Below are 22,372 nucleotides of genomic sequence, written 5' to 3' on the forward strand. Positions count from 1 at the left end.
GGGTCGCCGAAGCAGGGTGCGCAGGGCTCCCGGCAGCGGCTTGGGGTCGCGCTGGGCGGGAGCGCGCAATGCCCACGAGGTCAGCGTCAATGCCTCCGCTCAGCGCTAATCCTCCTGATCAGAGGGCCAGTCCCGCACTCGACCGCAGATCCGTATCTCACGGGTGATCAACCCCGGGTGGGAGAAGGAAAAGGGCTCGAATTTCGTACCGCGGGTGGAGAAGTAGTCGAACAGGGCCGGGCCGAATCCGAGATCGGCCGCCACTCGATCAGCCAGGAATTCACCGCGCCAGTTCAACCACATCGTCGGGAAGGGTTGCAGTACACAGACCATGGCCAGCGTGGCGGCGCTGTGCAGCCCGATGGCCGGGACCATGGCGGCGGTGAGGGCGGCGAGGAAGACCCCGTACAGCGCCGCCATCAGGGCCGTCGGGACGATCTCCCATCGCGTCCGCACGGACATCACGGCGATGAGTACCTTTGAAGGTAGGCCGAATACGTCGGACAGCGGTGTGGCGACCAGGTTTTGGATGCTGGCGAAGATCCATCCGCCGATCAGCTGGTGACCGAGCTCATGTGCGACGACCGCCCGCAGATGATGGGGCGGCAGTTCCCGTGCTGCCGAAATATGAACCGCGACAAGGCGACGCGGCAGCGCCATGCCCGCGGCTTCGGGAGCCCAGGTGCGCAGCACGATCCGCAGCCAGGTGTCCGATCGTCCCGCGGCCTTGGTGACGTCGAGCATGGCCCCGACCAGAGCCGTGAAGGGTTCGGTGCGCTCCGGTCCGTACGGCACCATATCGGGCCATTGCCGGTGACGGCGGATCATGGTGATCTCATCCGGCGCGGCCCAGAACTTGAGCATGGCTCGGAGCCAGAACAGCACCCGGATCACCACGACCGCGAGCATCGCCCACCACCCGGCCCAGACCGCCAGTCCGTACAGCATCACCGCGGTCGCCGCGGCCCACGGTGCAGTAGCCAGTAGTTGCGCCGGTGGCAGCAGCCGGGCTTCGACGCGGTCGCGACCACTCAACCGGTATGTGGCTGCGGCCCCTGATGATTCGAGAGACATACCGCATCAGCTCTCCGTGCGGGCGAGGCGTGATCTTCGTACGCGTTCGTTGTCAGTTCACGATACGAATCCCACCGCGCGGTCACGTAGCCCCCAATTCGAGTGGGCCGGAGCCCGGGGTGGGGTCAGCCGAGCGGAACCATCGGCCGACGGCGCTAACACAGCCGATACATTCGGAGGCTTTCCGCTTCACACGCGGTGCCGACAATCGACGAATGTCGCACCCTGGACCCACCGTCGCGGAGATTCTGGCATCGCACGAAAGTGGTAGCGGGTCACCGATACACACGGCCGCGCGGGTGGCCGATGCCATCGCCGCGCGCGGGGATGACGGCACCTGGATCACCCCGGTACCGCGGGAACAGCTGCTCGCCGCCGCAGCGGAGATCGAACAGCGGCCGGGCGCGCGGACACTGCCGCTGTACGGGGTACCGTTCGGGGTCAAGGACAGTATCGATGTGGCGGGCTGGCCCTCCACGCTCGCCTGCCCCGATTTCGCCTACACCGCAACGGAAACCGCGCCCGCTGTACAGCGACTCCTGGACGCCGGGGCCCTCTTCGTCGGCAAGACCAATCTGGATCAGTTCGCGACCGGCCTGAACGGCACCCGGACGCCGTATCCGATTCCCCGCAGCGTCTTCGGCGGCGATCTCATCTCGGGCGGCTCCAGCTCGGGTTCGGCGCGGGCGGTGGCGCTGGGCGAGGTGCCGTTCTGCGTCGCCACCGATACCGCCGGATCGGGCCGAGTTCCGGCCGCGCTCAACGGCATTGTGGGCTGGAAGCCCTCACGCGGGCTGATCAGCACGGTCGGCCTGGTTCCGGCCTGCAAATCGCTGGACTGCCTGACCCTGATGGCCACCCAGATCGAGGATCTGGACCGCGTCTTCGAAGTGATCGCGGGTGTCGATCCGGCCGATCCGTGGAGCCGCGAGCGCGGGGAACGCTTCGACGGCAGGCGAATTCGGGTGGGACTGCCAGCCGAGGATGAACTCGAATTCTTCGGCGACGAGGTGTTCCGGCACGCGCACCTGGGGATGCGGGATCGCCTCGCCCGCCTCGGATTCGATTGCACGGCAACCACACTGCGTCCATTCCTGGACGCGGGCGAACTGCTGTACCAAGGACCGTGGGTGGCCGAACGGCTGGTGGAGTTCGAGACCTTCCTCGCCGAACACCCCGATTCCATCCTGCCGGTGATCCGCGAAATCCTCACCGGTGGTTTCCGATTCAACGCCGTGGACGTCTTCCGCGCCCAGCAGCGCCTCCAGGAACTCAAAGCCGCGGTGTCCCGCATGTGGGCCGATTTCGATGTCATGGTGGTGCCCACCATCGGCACCACCTTCACGGTGCCACAGGTGCTGGCCGATCCGATCGCCGCCAATACCGTCCTGGGTCACTACACCCATTTCGGAAACCTGCTGGATCTCACCGCGATCGCCGTGCCCGTGGGCATGACCGCGGACGGCCGCCCGCTCTCGGCCATGGTCTTCGGACCCGCGCTGGCCGATGACACGGTGCTCGCGGCGGCCGCCCGCATCCTCGACGAGCCGCGCCCGCTGGTGGCGCATTCGGAAGTCCGGCTCGCAGAGAGAGAACGAAGATGACGGCAGTTCAACACATTTCGGCGCAGCCGACCGAATACTCCTTCGAGCCGAGCGCGGTGGCGCTGCTCGTCATCGATATGCAGCGCGACTTCCTGCTACCCGGCGGGTTCGGCGAGAGCCTGGGCAATGACGTGGCCCTGCTGCGCACCGTCATCGAACCGCTCGCCGCGTTGATCGCCGCCGCACGCGCGGCCGGAATCCCCGTTATCCACACCCGGGAGGGACATCTTCCCGACCTGTCCGACTGTCCGCCCGCGAAGTTGTCGCGGGGCAACCCTTCTCAGCGCATCGGCGATCCGGGCGCGTTCGGCCGCATTCTGGTGCGCGGCGAATACGGCCACGACATCGTCGACGAACTCGCACCGCTCGCGGGCGAGGTGGTGATCGACAAACCCGGCAAGGGCGCGTTCTACGCCACCGAACTCTCGGATGTATTGGCGGCCAAGGGCATCAGCTCGCTGCTGGTCACCGGCGTCACCACCGAGGTGTGCGTGCACACCACCGTGCGCGAGGCCAATGATCGCGGCTTCGAATGCCTCGTCGTATCCGACTGCGTCGGTTCGTATTTCCCGGAATTCCAGCGAGTCGGGCTGGAGATGATCGCCGCGCAGGGCGGCATCTTCGGCTGGGTGGCCGATTCGGCCGCCGTCATCGGCGCTCTCGACGCCGCCACCGCTTCATCGCACGCCACCGCTTCATCGCACGCCACCGCTTCATCGCACGCCACAGCTCAGTGAACAGGAACCACCATGTCCGTCGATACCAAGCTTCCTGACGAAACCGGTTCCGCCGCACCACTTTCGCTGCCCTGGTGGACGCGAGGCGATACCAATGCCTTCTTCGGATTGTCCTTCAATATTCTCGTCAACGTCCTGACCCTGACCACGCTTTCCATTGCGGTGGTGAAGATTCCGAGCGGCGATGTGCTCGGCACCGTACTGCCCGCGCTCGGTGTGGCGCTGGTACTGGGCAATCTGTACTACATGGTGCTGGCGCGAAGGCTCGCCCGCCGCGAGGACCGCGATACCGTGACGGCGCTGCCGTACGGGCCGAGCGTGCCGCATATGTTCATCGTGGTCTTCGTGGTCATGCTGCCCATCTATCTGAAGACCAATGACCCGATGAAAGCCTGGTCGGCCGGTCTGGCCTGGGCGTTCATGATCGGCGTCATCGTCATGATCGGGGCGTTCGTCGGACCGTTCATTCGCAAGATCACCCCGCGCGCGGCCATGCTGGGCACCCTCGCGGGCATTTCGATCACCTTCATCGCCATGCGGCCCGCCGCGCAGATGTGGGAGGCGGCCTGGATCGGACTGCCGGTGCTCGCGATCATCCTGATCGGGTTCTTCACCGATGTGAAGCTGCCGGGCAATGTGCCGATCGGCCTGGTGGCGCTGCTCGTCGGTACGGCCATCGGCTGGATCGGCGGCTATATGTCGGTGCCCGATGTGTCGGCCGCCGCGCACGATATCGCGCTGGGGCTGCCGGATCTGCGATTGCATCTGCTCTTCGACGGACTGGGCAATCTCGCACCGCTGCTCGCGACGGCAATCCCCTTGGGCGTCTACAACTTCACCGAAGCCATGAGCAATGTGGAGAGCGCGGCGGCGGCGGGCGACAACTACAACCTGCGCAGTGTGCTGCTGGCCGACGGTTTCGGCGCGATCATCGGCTCCGGGTTCGGATCGCCGTTCCCGCCCGCCGTGTACATCGGGCATCCCGGCTGGAAGGACGCGGGCGGCCGCACCGGATACTCGCTCGCCAGCGGTGCGATCATCGGATTGATGTGCTTCCTCGGCCTATTCGGGGTGCTGGCCACGATTCTGCCGATTCCCGCGATCGTGCCGATCCTGCTGTACATCGGCCTGCTGATCGGTGCGCAGGCCTTCCAGGCGGTGCCGCGCCTGCACGCGGTGGCCGTGGTCGCGGCGCTGCTGCCCAATCTCGCGGAATGGGGTGTGGGGCAGATCGACAATGCGCTCAGCGCCGCCGGAACCACCGCGGACAAGGTCGGCGCGGCCGCGCTGGGACAGGCGGGCGTGGTCTACGACGGGTTGAAGACGCTCGGCTCCGGTGCGGTGCTCGCCGGTCTGGTGCTCGGCACCATGGTGACGTTCATCCTCGAAAAGCGTTTCCGCGCAGCGGCGGTCGCCTCGGTGGTGGGCGCGGGGCTGGCCTTCATCGGGCTCATCCATGCCAGTGAGGTCGGCTGGGCGGCCGCGCCGAAGGTGGCACTGGGCTACCTGTTCTTCGGGGTGGTCTGCCTGGCCTGCGCGTTCCTGCCCAAGCCCGCTCCGGAGCCCGCATCCGACACGCTCGACACGGGCGAGGCGGAATCCACGTAGCGCGAAGGGGCGGGTGCGGGGCACACTCGGTGCTGTGAAGCTGATGCCAGTTGGGGGTGGGCTGTCGTGAGCACGCTTGCCCGAGGAGAGAACCGCCCCGCGCCCGGAGAACGATTGACGGTCACCGTCGCCGGTTCGGCCGCACTCGATGTCTCGGCGCTGCTGCTGGGCACGGACGGAAAAGTGCGGTCCGACGCCGATTTCGTCTTCTTCAACCAGCCCGCGGGCCCCGGGGTCACCTATCGGCACGGGGCCGGGCGCGGTGACATGGTCGATGTGCGGACCGGCGCGGTGCCCGCGAATGTGGACAAGGTGGTGGTCACCGCCAGCCTGGACGGCAGCGGGCCCGCCACCTTCGCCGGGGTGGGCACGCTCACCGCGACCATCGGCTCCGATTCAGGGTCCTTGACCTTCCCCATGTCCGGACTCAGCACCGAGACCGCCGTGGTGTGCGTGGAGATCTACCGGCGCGGCGGAGCGTGGAAAGTGCGAGCCGTCGGACAGGGCTACGACAACGGCCTCGCCGGTATCGCCGAAGCGTTCGGCGTGAATATCGACGATGAGCCCGCGCCCGCGGCACCGAGCGCACAGGCTGTCGCCACGCCGCCGGGCCAATACCCCACCGCGCCTTCCTCGAGCGCGCCCCCTCCCCCGCCGGGCCAGTACGCACCGCCGCCCGCACCGCCCGGCCAATACGGGCCTCCGCCTGGACAATTCGCTCCTCCGGGGCAACCAGCACCGGGGCAGTACAGCCCGCCCGCACCCCCGCCGGGCACATATCCCCCGCCCGCACCCGCTGCCCCGCAACCTCATTCACCGTCGCCGGCTTACTCCGCGCCGGCCGCACCCGCCTTTTCCCAAGGAGCCCAGCCCATGCAGAGCGAACTGTTCGATCCCCGTCATGCCGAGGTCAATGGCATCGGCATTCAGAAGCAGGGCGGGAAGATGATCAAGGTCGCCGTCAATGGGGAGGTGATGGCGCGGGCCGGGTCGATGGTGGCCTACCAGGGCGATCTGCAATTCAAGGCGCTCGGCTCCGGTGGTATCGGCCGCGCGATCCAGCAGCGGCTGACCGGTGAGGGCGTCCCGCTCATGAAGGTCACCGGTCGCGGGGACCTGTTCCTGGCCAATGGCGCGGCCGATGTGCACACCGTCGATCTGGACGGCACCGACGGCCTCACCATCAACGGCGCGAATGTGCTCGCCTTCGATCCGACGCTGACCTACAACATCAAAATGGTCCAGGGCGCAGCGGGTTTCGCCAGTAACGCGGGTCTGTTCAACTGCGTCTTCACCGGCCGCGGCCGCATCGCCATCACCACGCACGGCTCCCCCGTGGTCCTCAATGTCGACCAGCCCACCTACGCCGACCCCCAAGCCGCCGTCGCCTGGTCCTCCAGCCTGCAAACCGGCATCAAACGCAATGACTCCATGGGTTTCAGCCGCCTCATCGGCCGCAGCACCGGCGAGGGCATGACCCTGTCCTTCTCCGGCCGCGGCTTCGTCATCGTGCAACCCTCCGAACTCCCCCCGGGCGGCCTCATCGGCGGCACCGGCGGCGGCCAGGAGGCCGGCCAGAGCGGCGGCCTGCTGGGCGGCATCCTCGGCTGATCACCCGGGAGCATCCCGCCTAGAATCATGGGATGAAGGTGCTCGGTGCTTGCCCGCTGGATTGCCCGGACGGCTGCTCCTGGGTGGTGGACGTCGAGGATGGCGTCGCGGTCGGGTTGCGGGGGAACAAGGCGCATCCGGTCACCAGGGGTGCGCTGTGTGTGAAGGTGAACCGGTATCTGGAGCAGTTGAAGTCCGATGAGCGGATCACCTTTCCGATGCGGCGGGTCGGGCGCAAGGGTGAGGGGCGGTTCGAGCGGATCACCTGGGACGAGGCGCTCGATGAGATCGCCACGCGGCTGCACGGCGTTGTCGCCGAGCACGGCGGGGAGGCGATCTGGCCGTTCCACGGGACCGGGAGCCTCGGGTATATCCAAGGGCTGGAAGGGTTTTCGGGGCGGCGGTTCTTCAATGTGCTGGGCGCTTCGCTGCATGATCCGACGATCTGCTCGGTGGCGGGGACGCTGGGGGTGAAGTACACGCTGGGGACTTCGGGCGGAATGGATCCGGAGGATTTCGTCCATTCGAAGTTGATTCTGCTGTGGGGCACCAATCCGCTGAGCTCGGGACATCACGGCTGGAAGTTCATTCAGGACAGCGGGGCGTACACCGTCGCCATCGATCCGGTGCGGTCGCGCACGGCCGAACGCTGCGATGAGCATCTCGCTCCGCTGCCCGGCACCGATGCGGCGCTGGCGCTGGGACTCATGCACGTGATCGTGTCGATGGGCGCGCAGGATGACGCGTTCATCGCCGAGCACACCGTGGGCTGGGATGAATTCCGTACGCGCATAGCCGAATTCACACCGGACCGGGTCGCGGAGATCACCGGCCTGCCGGTCGAGCGGATCGTGGCGCTGGGTGAGCGCATCGCCCGCACCCGTCCCACCGCCATTCGCGCCTCACAGGGCATGCAGCGGCACGCGGGCGGCGGTATGGCGCTGCGAGCGCTGGCCTGCCTGCCGGGCGTCACCGGCGACTGGGCGATTCCCGGTGGCGGACTGCACTATTCGACGAGCGGGCACTTCGACCTGAACACCGCCGGTCTGGTGCGCTTCGATCTGCTGCCGCATCCGGTGCGCACGCTGTCCATGACCCGGCTCGGCGAAGGACTGCTGGAAACCGAGGGGCCGCCGGTCAAGGCGCTCTTCGTGATCGCCGCGAATCCGGTCGGGTCCAATCCCGATCAGCGGGGCGTGCGACGGGGACTGGCCCGCGAGGATCTGTTCACCGTTGTGCTGGAACACTTTCCGACCGATACCGTGGACTACGCCGATATCGTGCTGCCCGCCACCATGCAGCCCGAACATCTCGATGTGCTGGCCGCGTACGGCAATCTGTATCTGGTGTGGAATGAACCGGCGGTGCCGCCGCCCGGTGAATGCCGCTCCACCACCGAGACTTTCCGGCAGTTGGCGCGGCGAATGGGTCTCACCGAGCCCGCGCTGTACGACTCGGACGAGGAGCTGGCCGCACAGCTGTTGAAGGGCCATGACCTGGATCGCCTGCGCCGGGAGGGCTTCCTGAAGGTGTCACCGCGCCCGGTCCCCGTCGACAAGGTGCGGTTCGTCTCGGACCGCGCCGCGATGGCGGGCCACGACCCGCTACCGGCGTATATCCCGCCCGCCGATCCCGGTGACGGGCTGGTGCTGATCTCGGCGGCCTCGCACTACTTCCTGAACACCACCTTCGGGAACAATCCCGAATTGCGCCGCCGCGCGGGCGATCCGATGGTGACCCTGCATCCCGACGATGCCGCCGCCCGCGGTATCGCGGACGGCGATCGCATCACCGTGGCCAATGATCGCGGTTCGTTCGAGGCGATCGCCGAGGTCTCCGATCGGGTGCGCCCCGGCGTGGCCGCCACCCCGAAGGGCCGCTGGGCCAAGCATTCCGGCGGTTCGACCGTGAATGCCACCGTCGCCGAACGTGATTCGGATTTCGGCGGCGGCGCGGTATTCCACGACAACCGGGTCCGGATCACACCCCGGGTGGCCGCGGCGCGACTGGACGCGGTCGCCGCCGGGATCGACTAGGAGAACTGGATATTCACCGGGGCGCCGGGCGGAATCTTCCGGACCTGATCGTGAATCTGCCCGAGAATGTGCAGGCTGACCACCATATCGGTGACATCGACATTCTCGGCCTCCAGCTCGCCGCCGAGCACCAGCGGATGCGAGAAGTCGTAGACCTCGTCCGCCCCCGGCACCAGCCCGCGTGCGCGGAGTTCGGCCGCGAGTTCGGCGAGCAGGTATTTCTCCTGCCCCGCAGCGGTATTCAGCTCGGCTTCGAGATCATCGAGGGTGTCCCATTCGCGGGTGAGCTCACCTTCGACGGTATCGAGCCACCACACGCCGTCATCCCCGCCCAAGAACACGTCACCGAAGACCGAGGTGAACAGCGGCGTCTTGTCCCCGAGCCCGATCCACGCCCACGAACTCAGCGCGTCGCCGAACTGTTCGGGGGTGAATGATTTGATCAGTTCCACACCGGCACACTACATCTCGCTGCCGGCCGGGAGCCGGGCGATCCAGCCGTACCCGATGCGAGAGCCGAGGGGGCGATCGCCCGCCTCGGCCCGATCACCGATCCCACGAACTAGGCCGCGCTACCGCTCGACTGCGACATGAGCGTGGTGAAAATATTGGCGATGACTTCGAGCAGTTCCATCGGGTACCTCATCAACTGGAAAGTGGGACACCGAAGCCTCATCGACCCCGGTGTACGCCGGGTGTCGGGGGCATGAACACCCGAAGCCATTCTGCACACCTGCGGCAAATGTCTGTTGTGACCGAATTTGTGTAACGCTCATCACAGCTCGCTGTTACCGTGGCGGAACCCGCCGCATGCGAGGCGGTGGGCCGCACATTCTTTCGGAGGTGGGTCGACATGACCTCGGTTCTGCATTCGGCGCAACAGCGACTGGCACATACCGCCGAGATCATAAAGGGCCTGAAAACGCTGCGGGACAAGGGCATTACCGATCCGCGCAATCCGGTGGAGACGCTGCGCACCGCCCGGGAATCGCAGGTGTTCGGCCCGCCCGCCACCGCCGTCCGCCATGCCGCGCGCGTCTGGCCCGAGCTCATCGGGCTCGCCGACGAACGCGGTGAACTCACCTACCGCGAGATGGATGAGCGCTCGAACGCGGTGGCGCGTGGCCTGCAACGCCTCGGCGTCACCCCGGGCACCGTGATCGGCCTGCTCGCCCGCGATCATCGCGGTCTGCTGCTGGCCATGGTCGCGGCGGGCAAGCTCGGCGCACGGGTCGCGCTGATGAACACCGGTTTCGCCAAACCGCAGTTCGCGCAGGTCTGCGAGCGGGAGAACGTCAAGGTCGTCATTCACGACAGCGAATTCCTGGGACTGCTCGACGCCTTACCCGCCGAACTGCCGCGCGTATTCAGCTGGGTCGACGAGGGCGTCGAACTGCCCGCGGGCGCCATCACGCTCGACACCCTGATCGACGCCAATGCCAAAGCCCCGCTGCCGAATCCGAAGAAGCCGGGCGGGGTCGTCATCCTCACCAGCGGCACCACCGGACTGCCCAAGGGCGCGCCCCGCGACAAGACATCGCCGCTGGCCACCGTGCAGGTGATCGATCGCATCGACTTCCCGTCCCAGGGCACCATGGTCATCGTCTCGCCGATCTTCCACAGCACCGGACTGGCCACCTGGCTGGTCGGCACCGGACTCGGCAACAAGGTGGTGGTGGCGCGCCGCTTCGACGCCGAGCGCACCTTACGTCTGATCGCCGAGCACAAAGCGGAGATGCTGGTGGCGGTGCCGACCATGCTGCATCGAATGGTGGAGCTGGACAAGGATATTCGCGATCGGTACGACACCTCGTCGCTGCAGGCGATCGTGATCGCGGGTTCGGCGCTGTCCCCGGAACTCTCGGTGCGCACCGCCGAGGTGTTCGGCCCCGTGCTCTACAACCTGTACGGCTCCACCGAATGCGCGGTGGCGACGGTGGCGCGACCGGAGGATCTGGCCATCGCGCCGGGCACCGCGGGCCGCTCCCCGACCACCTGCGAGGTGGTGCTGTTCGACGCGGACGGGAAGCGCATTCGCGCCAAGAATGTCACCGGCCGCATCTTCATCCGCTCGGGCGCGCCGTTCAAGGGCTACACCGACGGACGGCACAAGCAGATCATCGACGGCTATATGTCCAGCGGCGATGTCGGCCATTTCGATGATCGCGGACTGCTTTTCGTGGACGGCCGCGATGACGACATGATCGTCTCCGGCGGTGAGAACGTCTTCCCGCAGGAGGTGGAGAACCTGCTGCTGGAGCGCCCCGATGTCTTCGACGCGGCGGTGGTCGGCGTGGACGATGTGGAATTCGGCAAACGCCTGCGCGCGTTCGTCGTGCTCGAACCCGATGCGGCCGCGCCCGATCCGGCGGAGATCAAGGCGTACATCAAGAACAATCTGGCCCGCTACAAGGTGCCCCGGGACGTGTTCTTCCTGGATGATCTGCCGCGCAATGCCACCGGCAAACTGCTGCGCCGGGTGCTCGTGGAATACGAGGAGCCCGCGAAATCCTGAGCCGCTTTCGGATCCCCGCGGGTGTCGTCCCCGCCACCACCTGGGCGGTTTATACGCTACTTCGGGTACCAGAGACCTCGGCCACACCCGTCCCACCAGCGCTTGCTAGGGTTAGCGGTGCACTGGATCTCGAGGTTGCGGTCCGAGCGCCGACTCGTCCGGCGGGGGATCGCGGAAGGTTGTACCTATGTCTCTTGCCCTTCCGTCGGCAGGCACGGTTTTTCGCAAGGCCGGTGATACGGCGCTGAGTGTCAACGCCATGGTGCGCGGGGGTCTGTTCAATCCGCTGCGCCCGGACCAGGCGGTGCGATCGGCGCTCAATGTGCTCAAGTTCGGGCCGTTCGCGGGCGCGGTCGTACACGCCGCCAACACCAATCCGAAGTCGGCGGCCATTGTCGACGAGCGCGGCGAGATGACCTTCGAGCAGCTGGACAAGCAGTCCTCGGCGTTCGCGCGCGGCCTCGCCGCCCAGGGTCTGGGCCCGGGCGATGTGATCGGCGTGCTGGCGCGCGATCATCGCGGCATGGTGCTGGCCCTGGTTGCCGCGGGCAAGCTCGGTGTGCGCGCGGTGCTGATGAACACCGGTTTCGCCAAACCGCAGTTCGCGGATGTGGCGACGCGCGAGAAGGTCAAGGCGGTGCTGCACGACAGCGAGTTCTTCGATCTGATGGGCGCGATTCCGGCGGAGATCCCGCGCATCCTGACCTGGGTCGACGAGAAGGACAATGCCGATCCGTCGATTCCGACCATCGAATCGGTGGCGGCCGGGCAGTCCACCGCACCGCTGTCCCCGCCGGATAAGCCGGGCGGCATGGTCATTCTGACCAGCGGCACCACCGGCACCCCGAAGGGCGCGCCCCGCGATAAGGTCAGCCCCTTCATCACCGCGCAGTTCCTGGATCGAATCCCGTTGCCGCGCAACAGCACCGTGGTGATGGCCGCGCCGATCTTCCACGCCACCGGACTGTCCCAGTTCACCATCTCCATCGCACTGGGCAATCGAGTCGTATTCCAGCAGCGGCGCTTCGACCCCGAGACCACCCTGGCGAACATCCAGAAGTACCGGGCGCAGGGCCTGACCGTGGTGCCGACCATGCTGCAGCGCATCCTCGACCTGCCCGCGGAGACCCTGGCCAAGTACCAGCCGAGCGAGACCCTGCGCGTGCTCTTCGCCGCCGGTTCGGCCATCCCGCCGGACGTGGTCACCCGCACCCTGGACTACTTCGGCGATTCGCTCTACAACGTGTACGGCTCCACCGAATGCGCCGTCATGACCGTGGCCACTCCGAGTGAACTGCGCAAGGCGCCGACCACCGCGGGCAAGGCGCCGGTGGGCATTCGCATCGCGCTGTACGACGAGAACCGCAAGCGCATCACCGCACCGAACGTGACCGGCACGATCTTCATCGAGAACGGGCACTCGTTCAAGCAGTACACGGACGGGCGCACCAAGGAGTACGTCGACGGGCTCATGTCCAGCGGCGATGTCGGCCACTTCGATACCGACGGACTGCTTTTCATCGACGGGCGCGATGACGACATGATCGTCTCCGGCGGCGAGAACGTCTTCCCGCAGGAGGTGGAGAACCTGCTCTCCAACCGTCCCGATGTGCTCGAGGCGGCCGTGGTCGGTGTCGAGGACCGCGACTTCGGTAAGCGGCTGCGCGCCATCGTGGTGCCGGGTCCGGACTCCAAGCGCGATGTCCAGGAGATCAAGGACTACGTCAAGGAGAATCTGGCGCGCTACAAGGTGCCGCGCGAGGTCATCTTCCTCGATGAGCTGCCGCGCAATGCCACCGGCAAGCTGCTGCGCAAGCCGCTGATCGAAATGGCAGTTCCCGCCGAGTAATTCCGGATGGAAGCGAGAATCCCGGGCCGCGAAAAGGGTCCGGAATTCTCAGCTATTATCAGCGCGTGAGTTTCGAGTCCGGCCGGTCGACGGCGCATAACAGCGGTGATGCCGCTGTATTGCGCGGTGGATCGGCCGGACTGCTCTCCGGAGCGTTCGCGGTCGCCGCGCACGGCTGGATATCCGGGGCCGCACCGCTGGAGTCCGGGGCGCTGACGCTGCTGGTGGCCGCCTCGGCGGCGGTCGGGGCGCTGGTGGCCGGAATCGGCGCGCTGCGCACCACCTGGCTCGGGCTCGTGATCGCGCTCATCGGCGGGCAGTTGCTCGGGCACTTCAGCATGATGTGGGGTTCGCCGGGCAGCAGCGCGCACCACCATCATCACGCGTCGATGTGGAGTCCGGCCATGCTGGCCGCGCATATCGTGGCGGCCTGCGTGGCCGCCGTGGTGATCCTGGGCGCGGAGGGCGCGTATCGCATCGCCGGCACGGTGCTGGCTTGGGCGCTGCCCGTTGCCGTTTCACTGCCGGTGCTGACCGGACCACCTCAGCTTCCGATCGCGCATCGCGATCGAGTCGTGCTGCGCGTGCTCGCGGCCGACGCCTTCCGGACCCGCGGTCCGCCCATTCTCGGTCGAGTCTGATTTCTCCTCCCACCCGGCACGAACCTCGGTGTTCGTGTGCCGTCGCCGTATTCGGCGTACCCGGGTTCTCCTCGAACATCAGAAAGACCGCCGGTGACTATTACCGAGAGCGGTGCCGTAGAGACGGCACCGCCTATTCAACCTGCCCAGAATTCGGAATCCCCACCCAAACGCAGTGCGGGCAATGCCTTTCAGGCGTTGATGCTGCGACTGCATTTCTATGCCGGTGTATTCGTCGCACCGTTCATTCTCATTGCCGCCGTGACCGGTGCGCTGTACGCGGTGGCGCCCACGCTGGAGACCTTCGTCGATCGCGGTCTGCTGCACACCGATTCGACCGGTCCGGCCAAACCGCTGTCCGCGCAGATCGCCGCGGCCACCGCGGTGCAGCCGAAGCTGGCGCTGGTGGCGGTCGCACCGGCGCAGAACAGCGGTGACACCACCCGGGTCATCTTCAGCGATCCGAGCCTCGGCGAATCCGAGCGGCGCGCGGTGTTCATCGATCCGGTGACCGCGACGTCGGTGGGCGACAGCGTCGTCTACGGCAGTTCCGGGGCGCTGCCCACGCGCACCTGGATCGATCAGCTGCACCGGGATCTGCACCTGGGCGACTTCGGCCGCTACTACAGCGAGATCGCGGCGTCCTGGCTGTGGGTCATCGCACTGGCCGGACTGGTGCTGTGGTTCCGCCGGGTGCGGGCGCGGCGCGAAAAGCGCTCGGCCGGTTGGCTGTTCCGCCCGGATCGGTCCCGGCCGCGCGCCCGCACGCTGAATTGGCATGCGGCCGTTGGCGTATGGATTCTGCCGGTGCTGCTGTTGCTGTCGGCGACCGGTATGACCTGGTCCAAGTACGCCGGTGAGAACGTCACCAAACTGCGCCAGGAAATGAGCTGGACCACGCCGTCGGTGACCACCAAGCTGCCCGGCACCGAGGGTCCGGCCATGCCCGCCGGTGGCGACCACGCCGGTCACGGCGGGGGCGCGACGCCCGCCGCCGCACCGAATCCGAACAAGGCGGCGCTGGTGGACACCGTGTACGCGGTGGCTCGCGCCAACGGTGTCGACGGTCCCATCGAGATCAGCATTCCGGCCAAGGACGGCACCGCGTTCGTGGCCAAGGAACTGCGCCGACCCGGCGTGCTGACCGTCGATGCCATCGCCGTGAACGGCAGCACCGGCGTGGTCACCGATTCGCTGAAGTATTCGGATTGGCCGCTGGCCGCGAAATTGACCAACTGGGGCATCCAGTTCCATATGGGGCTGATGTTCGGGCTGCTCAATCAGCTGCTGTTGCTCGCCGTCATGATCGGGCTGCTCACCGTGGTGGTGCGCGGATACCTGATGTGGTGGCGACGCCGGCCGACCAAATCCGAAGCCAAGGTCGCGCTGGGTAAGGCCCCGCGCCGGGGTGCGCTGCGGCAAACACCGATCACCGTACTGGTGCCGTTCCTCGCGGTCGCCGCGGTGGCGGCCTGGTTCGCACCGATGATCGGCATTCCACTCCTCGGTTTCCTACTGGTGGACATCCTGGCGGGCTTGGCATCCCGCCGTCGCGCCACCGCCTGACAACCGAATCCCGCTGAGCGGCACGGCCATTGGGCCGTGCCGCCGGTAAGCCATACCTTCGCGCCGATCCCGGCGGTCGGGATCGACTCTGCCCGTGCAGTACCTGACCTGCACTGACACAAGGATTTTCACCTGATGAAGCTCAACACGTTCGCCGCGTCCATCGTCATGTCGAGCGCGCTCGCCGTCTGCGCGGGCACCGCGCACGCCGATACGACGGCCGATTCGGCGATCAACTACACCGCCACGAACAGCGAGACCAACACGGTCATCCGCACCGATGCCGGTTCCATGGCGGTCGAGGACGACGTCTTCAAGATCAAGGCGGCCGACGGCAAGACCATCGCCGGAACCGAATTGTCCTTCCGCGTAGACGATTTCGTCTTCCCCATCGCCACCGAGATCCACGACCGGGTGGCCACCCTCACCCCGCAGTTCGACCTGGCCCACGCCGCCTACCGCCCCGTGGCCCTCCCGTTCGAGAACGGGGCGCCTTGGAAGACCGAATACGACCGTGAGCAGGCCGCCTGGAGCCGCATGACCAGCACCATCGGCATGGGCGCGACAATCGGCACCCTGGTCGGCGGCCTCGGCGGCGCGGCGGTCGGCTGCCTCATCGGCGGCGCCACCCTCGCCACCGTCACCGGTGCGCTGACCGCCATGTTCGGCGCCCTGGGCGGCGCGGCGCTCGGGTGCATCGTCGGCATGAGCGTGATCGGTTTCCTCGGAACCGTCGCGGGCCAGATCTTCGTGACGGCTCCGGTGGCGATTCTCGCTGCGGCGCAGTACTTCACGACTATCAACCAGCCGTTCACGGCACCGGCGAAGTAGGCCCGGAGTAGGACGGGGGTATCGGCCGGAATGTCCGGCCGATACCCCCGGTGGCCCGAAAATGAAAGAGCGTGAATTCTGAATAGCTTTGTATCACAATAGAATTCGGCTTTCGGGGTTTGTTTTTCGGGAGTAGAATAGGGGTATGAATTCAAGGGAGAACATCGCAATCACGGACAGTGCACACGCACTCTCCGCTGCGATCGATTCCCTTGTTTCTCAGCCGCTTATTCCGGTGCCGGACAACGACATTGTTGAATTGATGCAGCAGATCGAAACCGCCACCCGCAAACTCGACGCGCTCAAGCTCGACCTGGTGGTGCAGACCTGCTCCCGGTCACTGCCCAAGCGCGCCGGAGCGGGCAGTGTCGCACTGTTTCTGCAAGACACCCTGCGGATTTCGCATGGGGACGCGTTGAACCGGTGGCATTGCGCCGAGCAGGCTGCGATCTGGCCGCGCGTGGGGGACAACAACGACATCTCCACACCTGCTCCGGTGTTGCCCAATACCGCGCTCGCGCAAGAAGAAGGCGCGATCGGACTCGATCATGTGCGCGTGATCCGGCAGGTCATGGACCGGCTCCCCAACAAGGTCACCGCGGAAGACCGCGCACTCGCCGAAGAACACCTCGCGCGGCACGCTCGCGCGTTGAACCCGAACCAACTGCCCAAGATCGGTGACCGGATCCTGGGCCACCTCGATCCCGATGGCACCCTCACCGACGACACGGACCGCGCTCGGATGCGCAGCATGCGGTTGAGCCCACAGGGTTTCGACCTGATGTCCACCATGACGGTGGTGTTGACCCCCGAAGCACGCGCGGCCATGGACGCGGTGCTGGCCAAGCTCGCCCGGCCCGGCCTGTGCAACCCGGCTGATCCCGAGAGCCCGTTCGTGGTGGACGACAAGCTCGATCCGGAGGTCGTGAAGGCTGCGGCCGCACGGGATACCCGCACGACGGTGCAGCGTCAGCACGATGCGTTGTTCGCGCTCCTGCACCCGGACTTCCACCCCGCGCATCTGGGCTCACACCGTGGCCTGCCCGTCACCACCATCCTGACCATGTCCATCGCCGATGTGGAACGCGCTGCCGGAGTGGCCACCACGGCCACCGGTGGGACTGTGCCGGTCGCGGTCGCGTTGGAAATGGCTGCGCGCAAGAGCAAGACGTTCTCTGTCGTCACCGACGCCAACAACATGCCCCTGCACATCGGCGAAGCCCGGTTGGCGAACCCGGCACAGCGGATGGCGCTCATCGCCACCGAGCGTGGTTGCACCCGCCCGGGCTGCACCGCACCCGCGAGCATGGCCGCCGTGCACCATGTCACCGAGTACGTCAAGGGCGGCCCGACCGACATCGAAAACCTCACGCTGGCGTGCGATCACTGCCACGCCTTGGTTAATGATTCTCCGACCGGCTGGACCACGATCAAGCTCGGTAAGGATTCGGCCTTCGCGGGCCGTACCGCGTGGATCGCGCCCGCGCACATCGACCCGACCCGGACACCGAAGGTGAACCACCTGCATCACCCGGACGAGTTGATGGCCACCGCCCCGGCCGCGCCGCCGCTGCCTGCCCGCCCGGCTCGCGCATGCGCTCCGAACCGGATGCGCCAGCGACCCTGGGTATTGCCTCGCCCGGCTTGCCCAGCCCGGCAATAGGTTTCGCCACCACCTGTATCCACCGTCAGGAACTCGCCTGCCGGTCCTACTGGCATGTCCGCATCTCTCCTGCCGGTCCTACTGGCATGTCCGCATCTCTCCTGCCGGTGCTACCGGCATGTCCGCATCTCTCCTGCCGGTGCTACCGGCATATCCGCATCTCAAAGGGGTGCCCCCGCACCTCCCGAAGGGTGCGCTTCTGCGGTTCCAGCCCTGCCGCAGTCCGGGCAAAGAAGCAGTGCTGGGCACGTCGCCTGCCGTACCCGACTTGCTCTCCCGCAACCCAGGCCCATACCTCACGCACCCGACGGGGTGACTGGCTGTGGTCACCTCCCAAGACCAAAGAACCAAGCCGCCCAAGTGTTTTGGTTCCTTTTGTTGGTCTTTATCTTTGTTCTTGTTCTTTCTTGTCCGGGCGTCTTTTTCTTTTGTTCTTCTAGTCTTTTGTATTTTGGGTGAGTAGCAACTCCAGCTCTGCGGCAACTTCGTTGAGGGGTTCGAGACTGCGGTGCACACGGCAGAGGATGATCGCGCCCTCGACGGACGAGAGTGTCAGTGTGGCAAGGCTTCCCGCGCGGGATGCGGGGATGCCCGCAGCCGTCAGGGAAGCGATGAGAGCGGTGCGCCAACGGGTGAACGTGGCGGATACCTCCGGATGCAGGGCGCGATCGTCGTCGGTGCCGCTGACCGCGACTGCGACTGCGGGGCAGACCGCTTGGAAGTCCTCGGTGTTCAGCAGGAGCCGCTGCCAGAAGCCGACGAGGCGGTGCAGCGCCTCCACCGGGCCGACCGTCGAGGTTTCCTCGATGATGGCGGCGATGGCATCGGACGCCAGTCCCAAACTCTCACTGAGCAATTGGCGACGGCCGCCCGGGAAATGGTGGTAGACCGAGCCGCGCGGCGCGCCGGTGCGGGCGAGCACGGCATCGATGGTCACGCCCGCGGAACCGCGTTCCCGGAGCAGCTCCACCCCGCCGATCAGCATCTTCTGCCTGGTCTGGCCACGTGCTGCCATGCCGCTAATCCCCCTGGGGTGCTTCGAATTTCGCCTGTACGGCCGCAAGGTTCGCGCGCATATTGCGCTCCCATTCGACCAAGCGATTGGCGATGATCCGGCCTTCCTTCTCCGGCATGGCGGTGATGGCCGCGTTCAGCCCGGACGGGTCCGGCCCCATCCGGCCCCACTGCCGCACGATCACCCCGGAGCTCGCCGGATCGATCTCGAAACCCCAGGTGGCGCTGACGCCGAGCGGCCCGCGCACCTGCCATACCCAGCGGCGTTCGGGCTCCACCTCGATCACCTCGCATTCGGTGCTCCACGCACCCATGGCGCTGTGCTGATTCGTGCCCCGGAATCGCGCGCCGAGCTCGACATGGTCCGCGCCGTCCAGCCATTCGACCGAGTCCAGCTCATCGGAGGCGATGGCGGGCAGCCCGATATCGGTGACCACGGCCCACGCCTGCTCCGGGGTACAGGACACCCGCTGGGAAACTTCGACGGTTGGTTGATCGCGGTAGCGCACTGTGCAGCCCTTCGGGGTTCCGGCCAGAGTTTCTATGGTCTATAACATAGAACATGATGTCGATGGAGCCCAAGGGGAAACCGCTCGAGGTCGGAGTCGTGATCGAACCGCGCCTACCGGGGGCGGCGGAGTTCGCGGTGGAGGCGGAGCGGCTCGGCGTCGCCTCGCTGTGGGTGCCGGAGGTGTGGGGGTACGACGCGCTGACCGGGCTGGCCTACCTCGCCGCCAAGACCTCGACGATCCGATTGGGCACCTTCGTGGTTCAGCTCGGCTCGCGCTCACCGGCGCTGCTGGCCACCTCGGCGCTGAGTCTGCAGGAGCTCTCGGGCGGGCGCTTCAATCTGGGCATCGGGGTATCCGGACCGCGGGTGATGGAGGGGTGGCATGGCGTGCGATTCCGCAAACCCGTTGCCACCACTCGCGAAACCATCGAGATCCTGCGAATCATCAGTCGCGGTGAACCTTTGAGCTACGACGGCGAGGTGTACACGCTGCCGCTGCCGGACAGCGCCGGTCGGGCGCTACGGCCGCTGATCGCGCCGCGCGAGGTACCGGTGTACGTCGCGTCCATGGGTCCGGCGAATCTCCGGCTCACCGGTGCGGCGGCGGACGGGTGGCTCGGTAACGCGTTCATCCCCGAAGCGGCCGACGTGTTCTTCGATCCGCTGCGGGAGGGCGCGGAATCAGCGGGCCGCACACTCGGCGATCTGGATCTGGTGGCACCGGTGGCCGTCGAGTTCGCCGATGACGAAATCGATGCGGCACAGCGCATTCGGAAGCACGCCGAGGGTTACGCCTTCACCATCGGCGCGATGGGTGCGAACGGGCGCAACTTCTACAACGAGGCGTTCACCCGGCTCGGGTTCGGTCCGGCCGTCGAGCGGGTGGCCCAGCTGTGGCAGTCCGGCGATCGCGATGCGGCGCGCCGCACGGTCCCGCTCCAACTGGGCAGCCACACCAATCTGGTCGGCACCGCCGACGATATCGCCGAGCGCGTGAAACGCTATCGGGCAGCGGGCATTTCGACACTGCTCGCCAAGATGGAGACGCCGTTCGAGGAACAGCTGGTCACCCTGCGCCGACTGCTGGAGCTGGTGCGCGCCTGAACAGGTGCGGGCGGCGAGACCTATTCGGCGTCGTCGTCCGCGCTCGTCAGCTGCGGCACCGGGCGTAGCCGGACCCAGGCGAAGAAGATCAGGCCGACGACCGTCATCCCTATTCCGGCCCATAGGTTGATGTCGATGCCACCGGTCTTGGCACGCTGGAAATCGGTGTTGTACGCCAGCGCGACGACGATCAGGATCACTCCGTAGCAGGCGAGTAACCCGCCGACGATGGTGCGGATATCGAACAGCATTTGACGCCTTTCCTTATCCGACGAACACATTGAGCAGAATCACGATGACCAGCGCTATCCCGGCCAGCAGGCCGGGTCGCTGATACCAAGGCAGGGTGGCCGCGTCCGCATCGGTGCGCATGGCCTTGGGGGTTTCGGAGTAGACCAGGCCCGCGAGTTCGGCGACCGGTTTGGGCCGCGACACCTGGGTAACCAGCACGCTCACCACGATGTCGACCACGAAGGCGATGCCCGCGGCCACGAAACTCGTTCCCTGACCGGACAATTCGAAGACGTGCGCCTTGCTCATCACGAAGACGATGATGGCCGCGCCGGTACCGCAGACCAGTCCGATCCAACCCGCGGCAGGGGTCATGCGCTTCCAGAACATGCCCAGGATGAAGGTCGCGAACAGCGGGGCGTTGAAGAAGCTGAACAGGGTCTGCAGGTAATCCATCATGTTGGAGAAATTGCCCGCGATGAACGCGGTGCCGACCGCGCCGAGCGTCGCGCCGACCGTGGCCAGGCGGCCGACCTTCAGGTAGTACTGATCGGAGCGATCACGCTTGACGTAGCGCTGCCACAGGTCGTAGCTGAATACGGTGTTGAACGCCGACACATTGGCCGCCATACCCGCCATGAACGCCGCCAGCAGTCCGGCCAGGCCGACTCCGAGCAGACCGTTGGGCAGCACGTCCTTCATGAGATAGAGCAGCGCCTGGTTGTAGGTGACATCGCCCTTGTAGTCCGGATTCGCCGCCAATTGTGTTTTGAAATCAGCGATCTGGGGCACCAGCACCGCGCTGATCATGCCGGGGATGACCACGATGAAGGGGATGAACATCTTCGGGTACGCGCCGATGATCGGGGTGCGCTGCGCCGCCGAGATGGAATGCGTGGCCAGCGCGCGCTGCACCTCGACGAAGTTGGTGGTCCAGTAGCCGAAGGACAGCACGAAGCCGAGGCCGAACACGATGCCGATCACCGAGGCGATATTGCTGGTGAACCCGGTGAGCTCATTGCCCGGCCAGGAGTCCAGCTGTTCCGCACCGCCCGGACCTTCGATCACCTTCTCGCGCAAGCCGTCCCAGCCGCCGACCTTGTGCAGGCCGACAATGGTGAGCGGCAGCAGCGCCGCCACGATGATGAAGAACTGCAGCACCTCGTTGTAGATGGCCGCCGACAGTCCGCCCAGGGTGATGTACGAGAGCACGATGGCCGCCGCCGCCAGCACCGACACCCACAGCGGCCAGCCCAGCAGCACATTGACGATGCTGCCCAGCAGATACAGGTTCACGCCCGCGATGAGCACCTGTGCCACCGCGAAACTCAGCGCGTTCACCAGGTGCGCCCCGGGACCGAAGCGGCGCAGCATGAACTCGGGCACGCTGCGCACCTTGGAGCCGTAGTAGAACGGCATCATCACGATGCCCAGGAACAACATGGCCGGGACCGCGCCGATCCAGAAGTAGTGCATGGTCGGCATGCCGTATTCGGCGCCATTGGCCGACATGCCCATGATCTCGACCGCGCCCAGGTTGGCGGAGATGAAGGCCAGGCCGGTCACCCAGGCCGGTAGCGAACGGCCGGACAGGAAGAAGTCGATACTCGACGAGACCCGCTGGCGGGCCAGCCAGCCGATCCCGAGTACGAAGACGAAATACAGTGCGACCAGGGCATAGTCGATGGGGTCGGCATCGAGTCTGAGTTGGCTCGCGGCCATTACCGCAGCGGGCTGCCCGAATGCCACCGCGGGCAGGCTGGCGTCGAACGGCATA

At 66.4% G+C, this 22,372-nt stretch carries 18 protein-coding genes; 12 read left to right on the forward strand and 6 right to left on the reverse strand.

From position 1 onward, the window contains the following. Positions 1-105: 105 nt before the first annotated feature. Positions 106-1,035 carry a hypothetical protein gene (locus tag AB0L82_RS22195; RefSeq protein ID WP_364639203.1) on the reverse strand — a complete coding sequence of 310 codons (930 nt, stop codon included), beginning with the start codon at positions 1,033-1,035 and terminating at the stop codon, positions 106-108. A 254-nt stretch (positions 1,036-1,289) separates the two neighbouring features. Here AB0L82_RS22195 and AB0L82_RS22200 point away from each other — a divergent pair, with 254 nt between their 5' ends. The 5 genes from AB0L82_RS22200 (at position 1,290) to AB0L82_RS22220 (ending at position 8,670) form a co-directional block, all read left to right on the forward strand. Continuing rightward, positions 1,290-2,678, forward strand: a complete 1,389-nt coding sequence (locus AB0L82_RS22200) for an allophanate hydrolase (RefSeq protein WP_364639206.1) — start codon at positions 1,290-1,292, stop codon at positions 2,676-2,678. Next, entirely contained in the window at positions 2,675-3,415 is a 741-nt protein-coding gene (locus AB0L82_RS22205; RefSeq protein ID WP_364639209.1) for a cysteine hydrolase, read from the forward strand. The genes AB0L82_RS22200 and AB0L82_RS22205 overlap by 4 nt, the downstream gene beginning before the upstream one ends. A 12-nt stretch (positions 3,416-3,427) precedes the next feature. Continuing rightward, positions 3,428-5,023: a regulator gene (locus AB0L82_RS22210; protein ID WP_364639212.1), complete on the forward strand. Its 1,596-nt coding sequence runs from the start codon at positions 3,428-3,430 to the stop codon at positions 5,021-5,023. Between the two features lie 66 nt (positions 5,024-5,089). Then, positions 5,090-6,634, forward strand: coding sequence for an AIM24 family protein (locus AB0L82_RS22215; protein WP_364639215.1), 1,545 nt, complete (start codon positions 5,090-5,092; stop codon positions 6,632-6,634). 32 nt (positions 6,635-6,666) lie between these two features. Further along, a complete protein-coding gene (locus AB0L82_RS22220) occupies positions 6,667-8,670 on the forward strand; it encodes a molybdopterin oxidoreductase family protein (protein WP_364639218.1) in 2,004 nt (667 codons plus the stop codon). Here AB0L82_RS22220 and AB0L82_RS22225 read toward each other — a convergent pair. Beyond that, entirely contained in the window at positions 8,667-9,122 is a 456-nt protein-coding gene (locus tag AB0L82_RS22225) for a T6SS immunity protein Tdi1 domain-containing protein (RefSeq protein ID WP_364639221.1), read from the reverse strand. The genes AB0L82_RS22220 and AB0L82_RS22225 overlap by 4 nt on opposite strands. A 401-nt stretch (positions 9,123-9,523) precedes the next feature. Between AB0L82_RS22225 and AB0L82_RS22230 the strand changes: the two genes are divergently transcribed. The 6 genes from AB0L82_RS22230 to AB0L82_RS22255 all read left to right on the forward strand — a co-directional run bounded on the left by AB0L82_RS22230 (position 9,524) and on the right by AB0L82_RS22255 (position 17,735). After that, the gene (locus tag AB0L82_RS22230) at positions 9,524-11,185 is read left to right on the forward strand and encodes an acyl-CoA synthetase (protein ID WP_364639224.1); all 1,662 of its coding nucleotides are present in this window, start codon (positions 9,524-9,526) and stop codon (positions 11,183-11,185) included. Positions 11,186-11,372: 187 nt separating this feature from the next. Next, positions 11,373-13,034, forward strand: coding sequence for an acyl-CoA synthetase (locus tag AB0L82_RS22235; RefSeq protein WP_364639227.1), 1,662 nt, complete (start codon positions 11,373-11,375; stop codon positions 13,032-13,034). Between the two features lie 65 nt (positions 13,035-13,099). Then, positions 13,100-13,675: a hypothetical protein gene (locus AB0L82_RS22240; RefSeq protein ID WP_364639230.1), complete on the forward strand. Its 576-nt coding sequence runs from the start codon at positions 13,100-13,102 to the stop codon at positions 13,673-13,675. A 93-nt stretch (positions 13,676-13,768) separates the two neighbouring features. After that, positions 13,769-15,241 carry a PepSY-associated TM helix domain-containing protein gene (locus tag AB0L82_RS22245; RefSeq protein WP_364639233.1) on the forward strand — a complete coding sequence of 491 codons (1,473 nt, stop codon included), beginning with the start codon at positions 13,769-13,771 and terminating at the stop codon, positions 15,239-15,241. Between the two features lie 135 nt (positions 15,242-15,376). Further along, positions 15,377-16,072: a hypothetical protein gene (locus tag AB0L82_RS22250; protein WP_364639235.1), complete on the forward strand. Its 696-nt coding sequence runs from the start codon at positions 15,377-15,379 to the stop codon at positions 16,070-16,072. 262 nt (positions 16,073-16,334) lie between these two features. Continuing rightward, positions 16,335-17,735 (forward strand): DUF222 domain-containing protein, encoded by a 1,401-nt coding sequence (locus tag AB0L82_RS22255; RefSeq protein WP_364639238.1) that lies wholly within the window; start codon positions 16,335-16,337, stop codon positions 17,733-17,735. A gap of 436 nt (positions 17,736-18,171) precedes the next feature. Here AB0L82_RS22255 and AB0L82_RS22260 read toward each other — a convergent pair whose 3' ends face one another. Both AB0L82_RS22260 and AB0L82_RS22265 read right to left on the reverse strand, forming a co-directional pair. Then, positions 18,172-18,750, reverse strand: coding sequence for a TetR/AcrR family transcriptional regulator (locus tag AB0L82_RS22260; RefSeq protein ID WP_364639241.1), 579 nt, complete (start codon positions 18,748-18,750; stop codon positions 18,172-18,174). 4 nt (positions 18,751-18,754) lie between these two features. Further along, positions 18,755-19,258: an SRPBCC family protein gene (locus tag AB0L82_RS22265; RefSeq protein ID WP_364639244.1), complete on the reverse strand. Its 504-nt coding sequence runs from the start codon at positions 19,256-19,258 to the stop codon at positions 18,755-18,757. Positions 19,259-19,320: 62 nt separating this feature from the next. On the opposite strand from AB0L82_RS22265, the gene AB0L82_RS22270 reads away from it, so the two are divergent. Next, positions 19,321-20,364, forward strand: a complete 1,044-nt coding sequence (locus tag AB0L82_RS22270; protein WP_364639247.1) for an LLM class flavin-dependent oxidoreductase — start codon at positions 19,321-19,323, stop codon at positions 20,362-20,364. 20 nt (positions 20,365-20,384) lie between these two features. Here the strand turns inward: AB0L82_RS22270 and AB0L82_RS22275 are convergent, their stop codons facing one another. Beyond that, the gene (locus tag AB0L82_RS22275) at positions 20,385-20,615 is read right to left on the reverse strand and encodes a hypothetical protein (RefSeq protein WP_364639250.1); all 231 of its coding nucleotides are present in this window, start codon (positions 20,613-20,615) and stop codon (positions 20,385-20,387) included. 13 nt (positions 20,616-20,628) lie between these two features. Continuing rightward, positions 20,629-22,317, reverse strand: coding sequence for a sodium:solute symporter family protein (locus tag AB0L82_RS22280; RefSeq protein ID WP_364640418.1), 1,689 nt, complete (start codon positions 22,315-22,317; stop codon positions 20,629-20,631). Between the last annotated feature and the right edge of the window lie 55 nt (positions 22,318-22,372).

This window comes from Nocardia sp. NPDC052001, from assembly GCF_040680615.1.
Lineage (GTDB): Bacteria > Actinomycetota > Actinomycetes > Mycobacteriales > Mycobacteriaceae > Nocardia.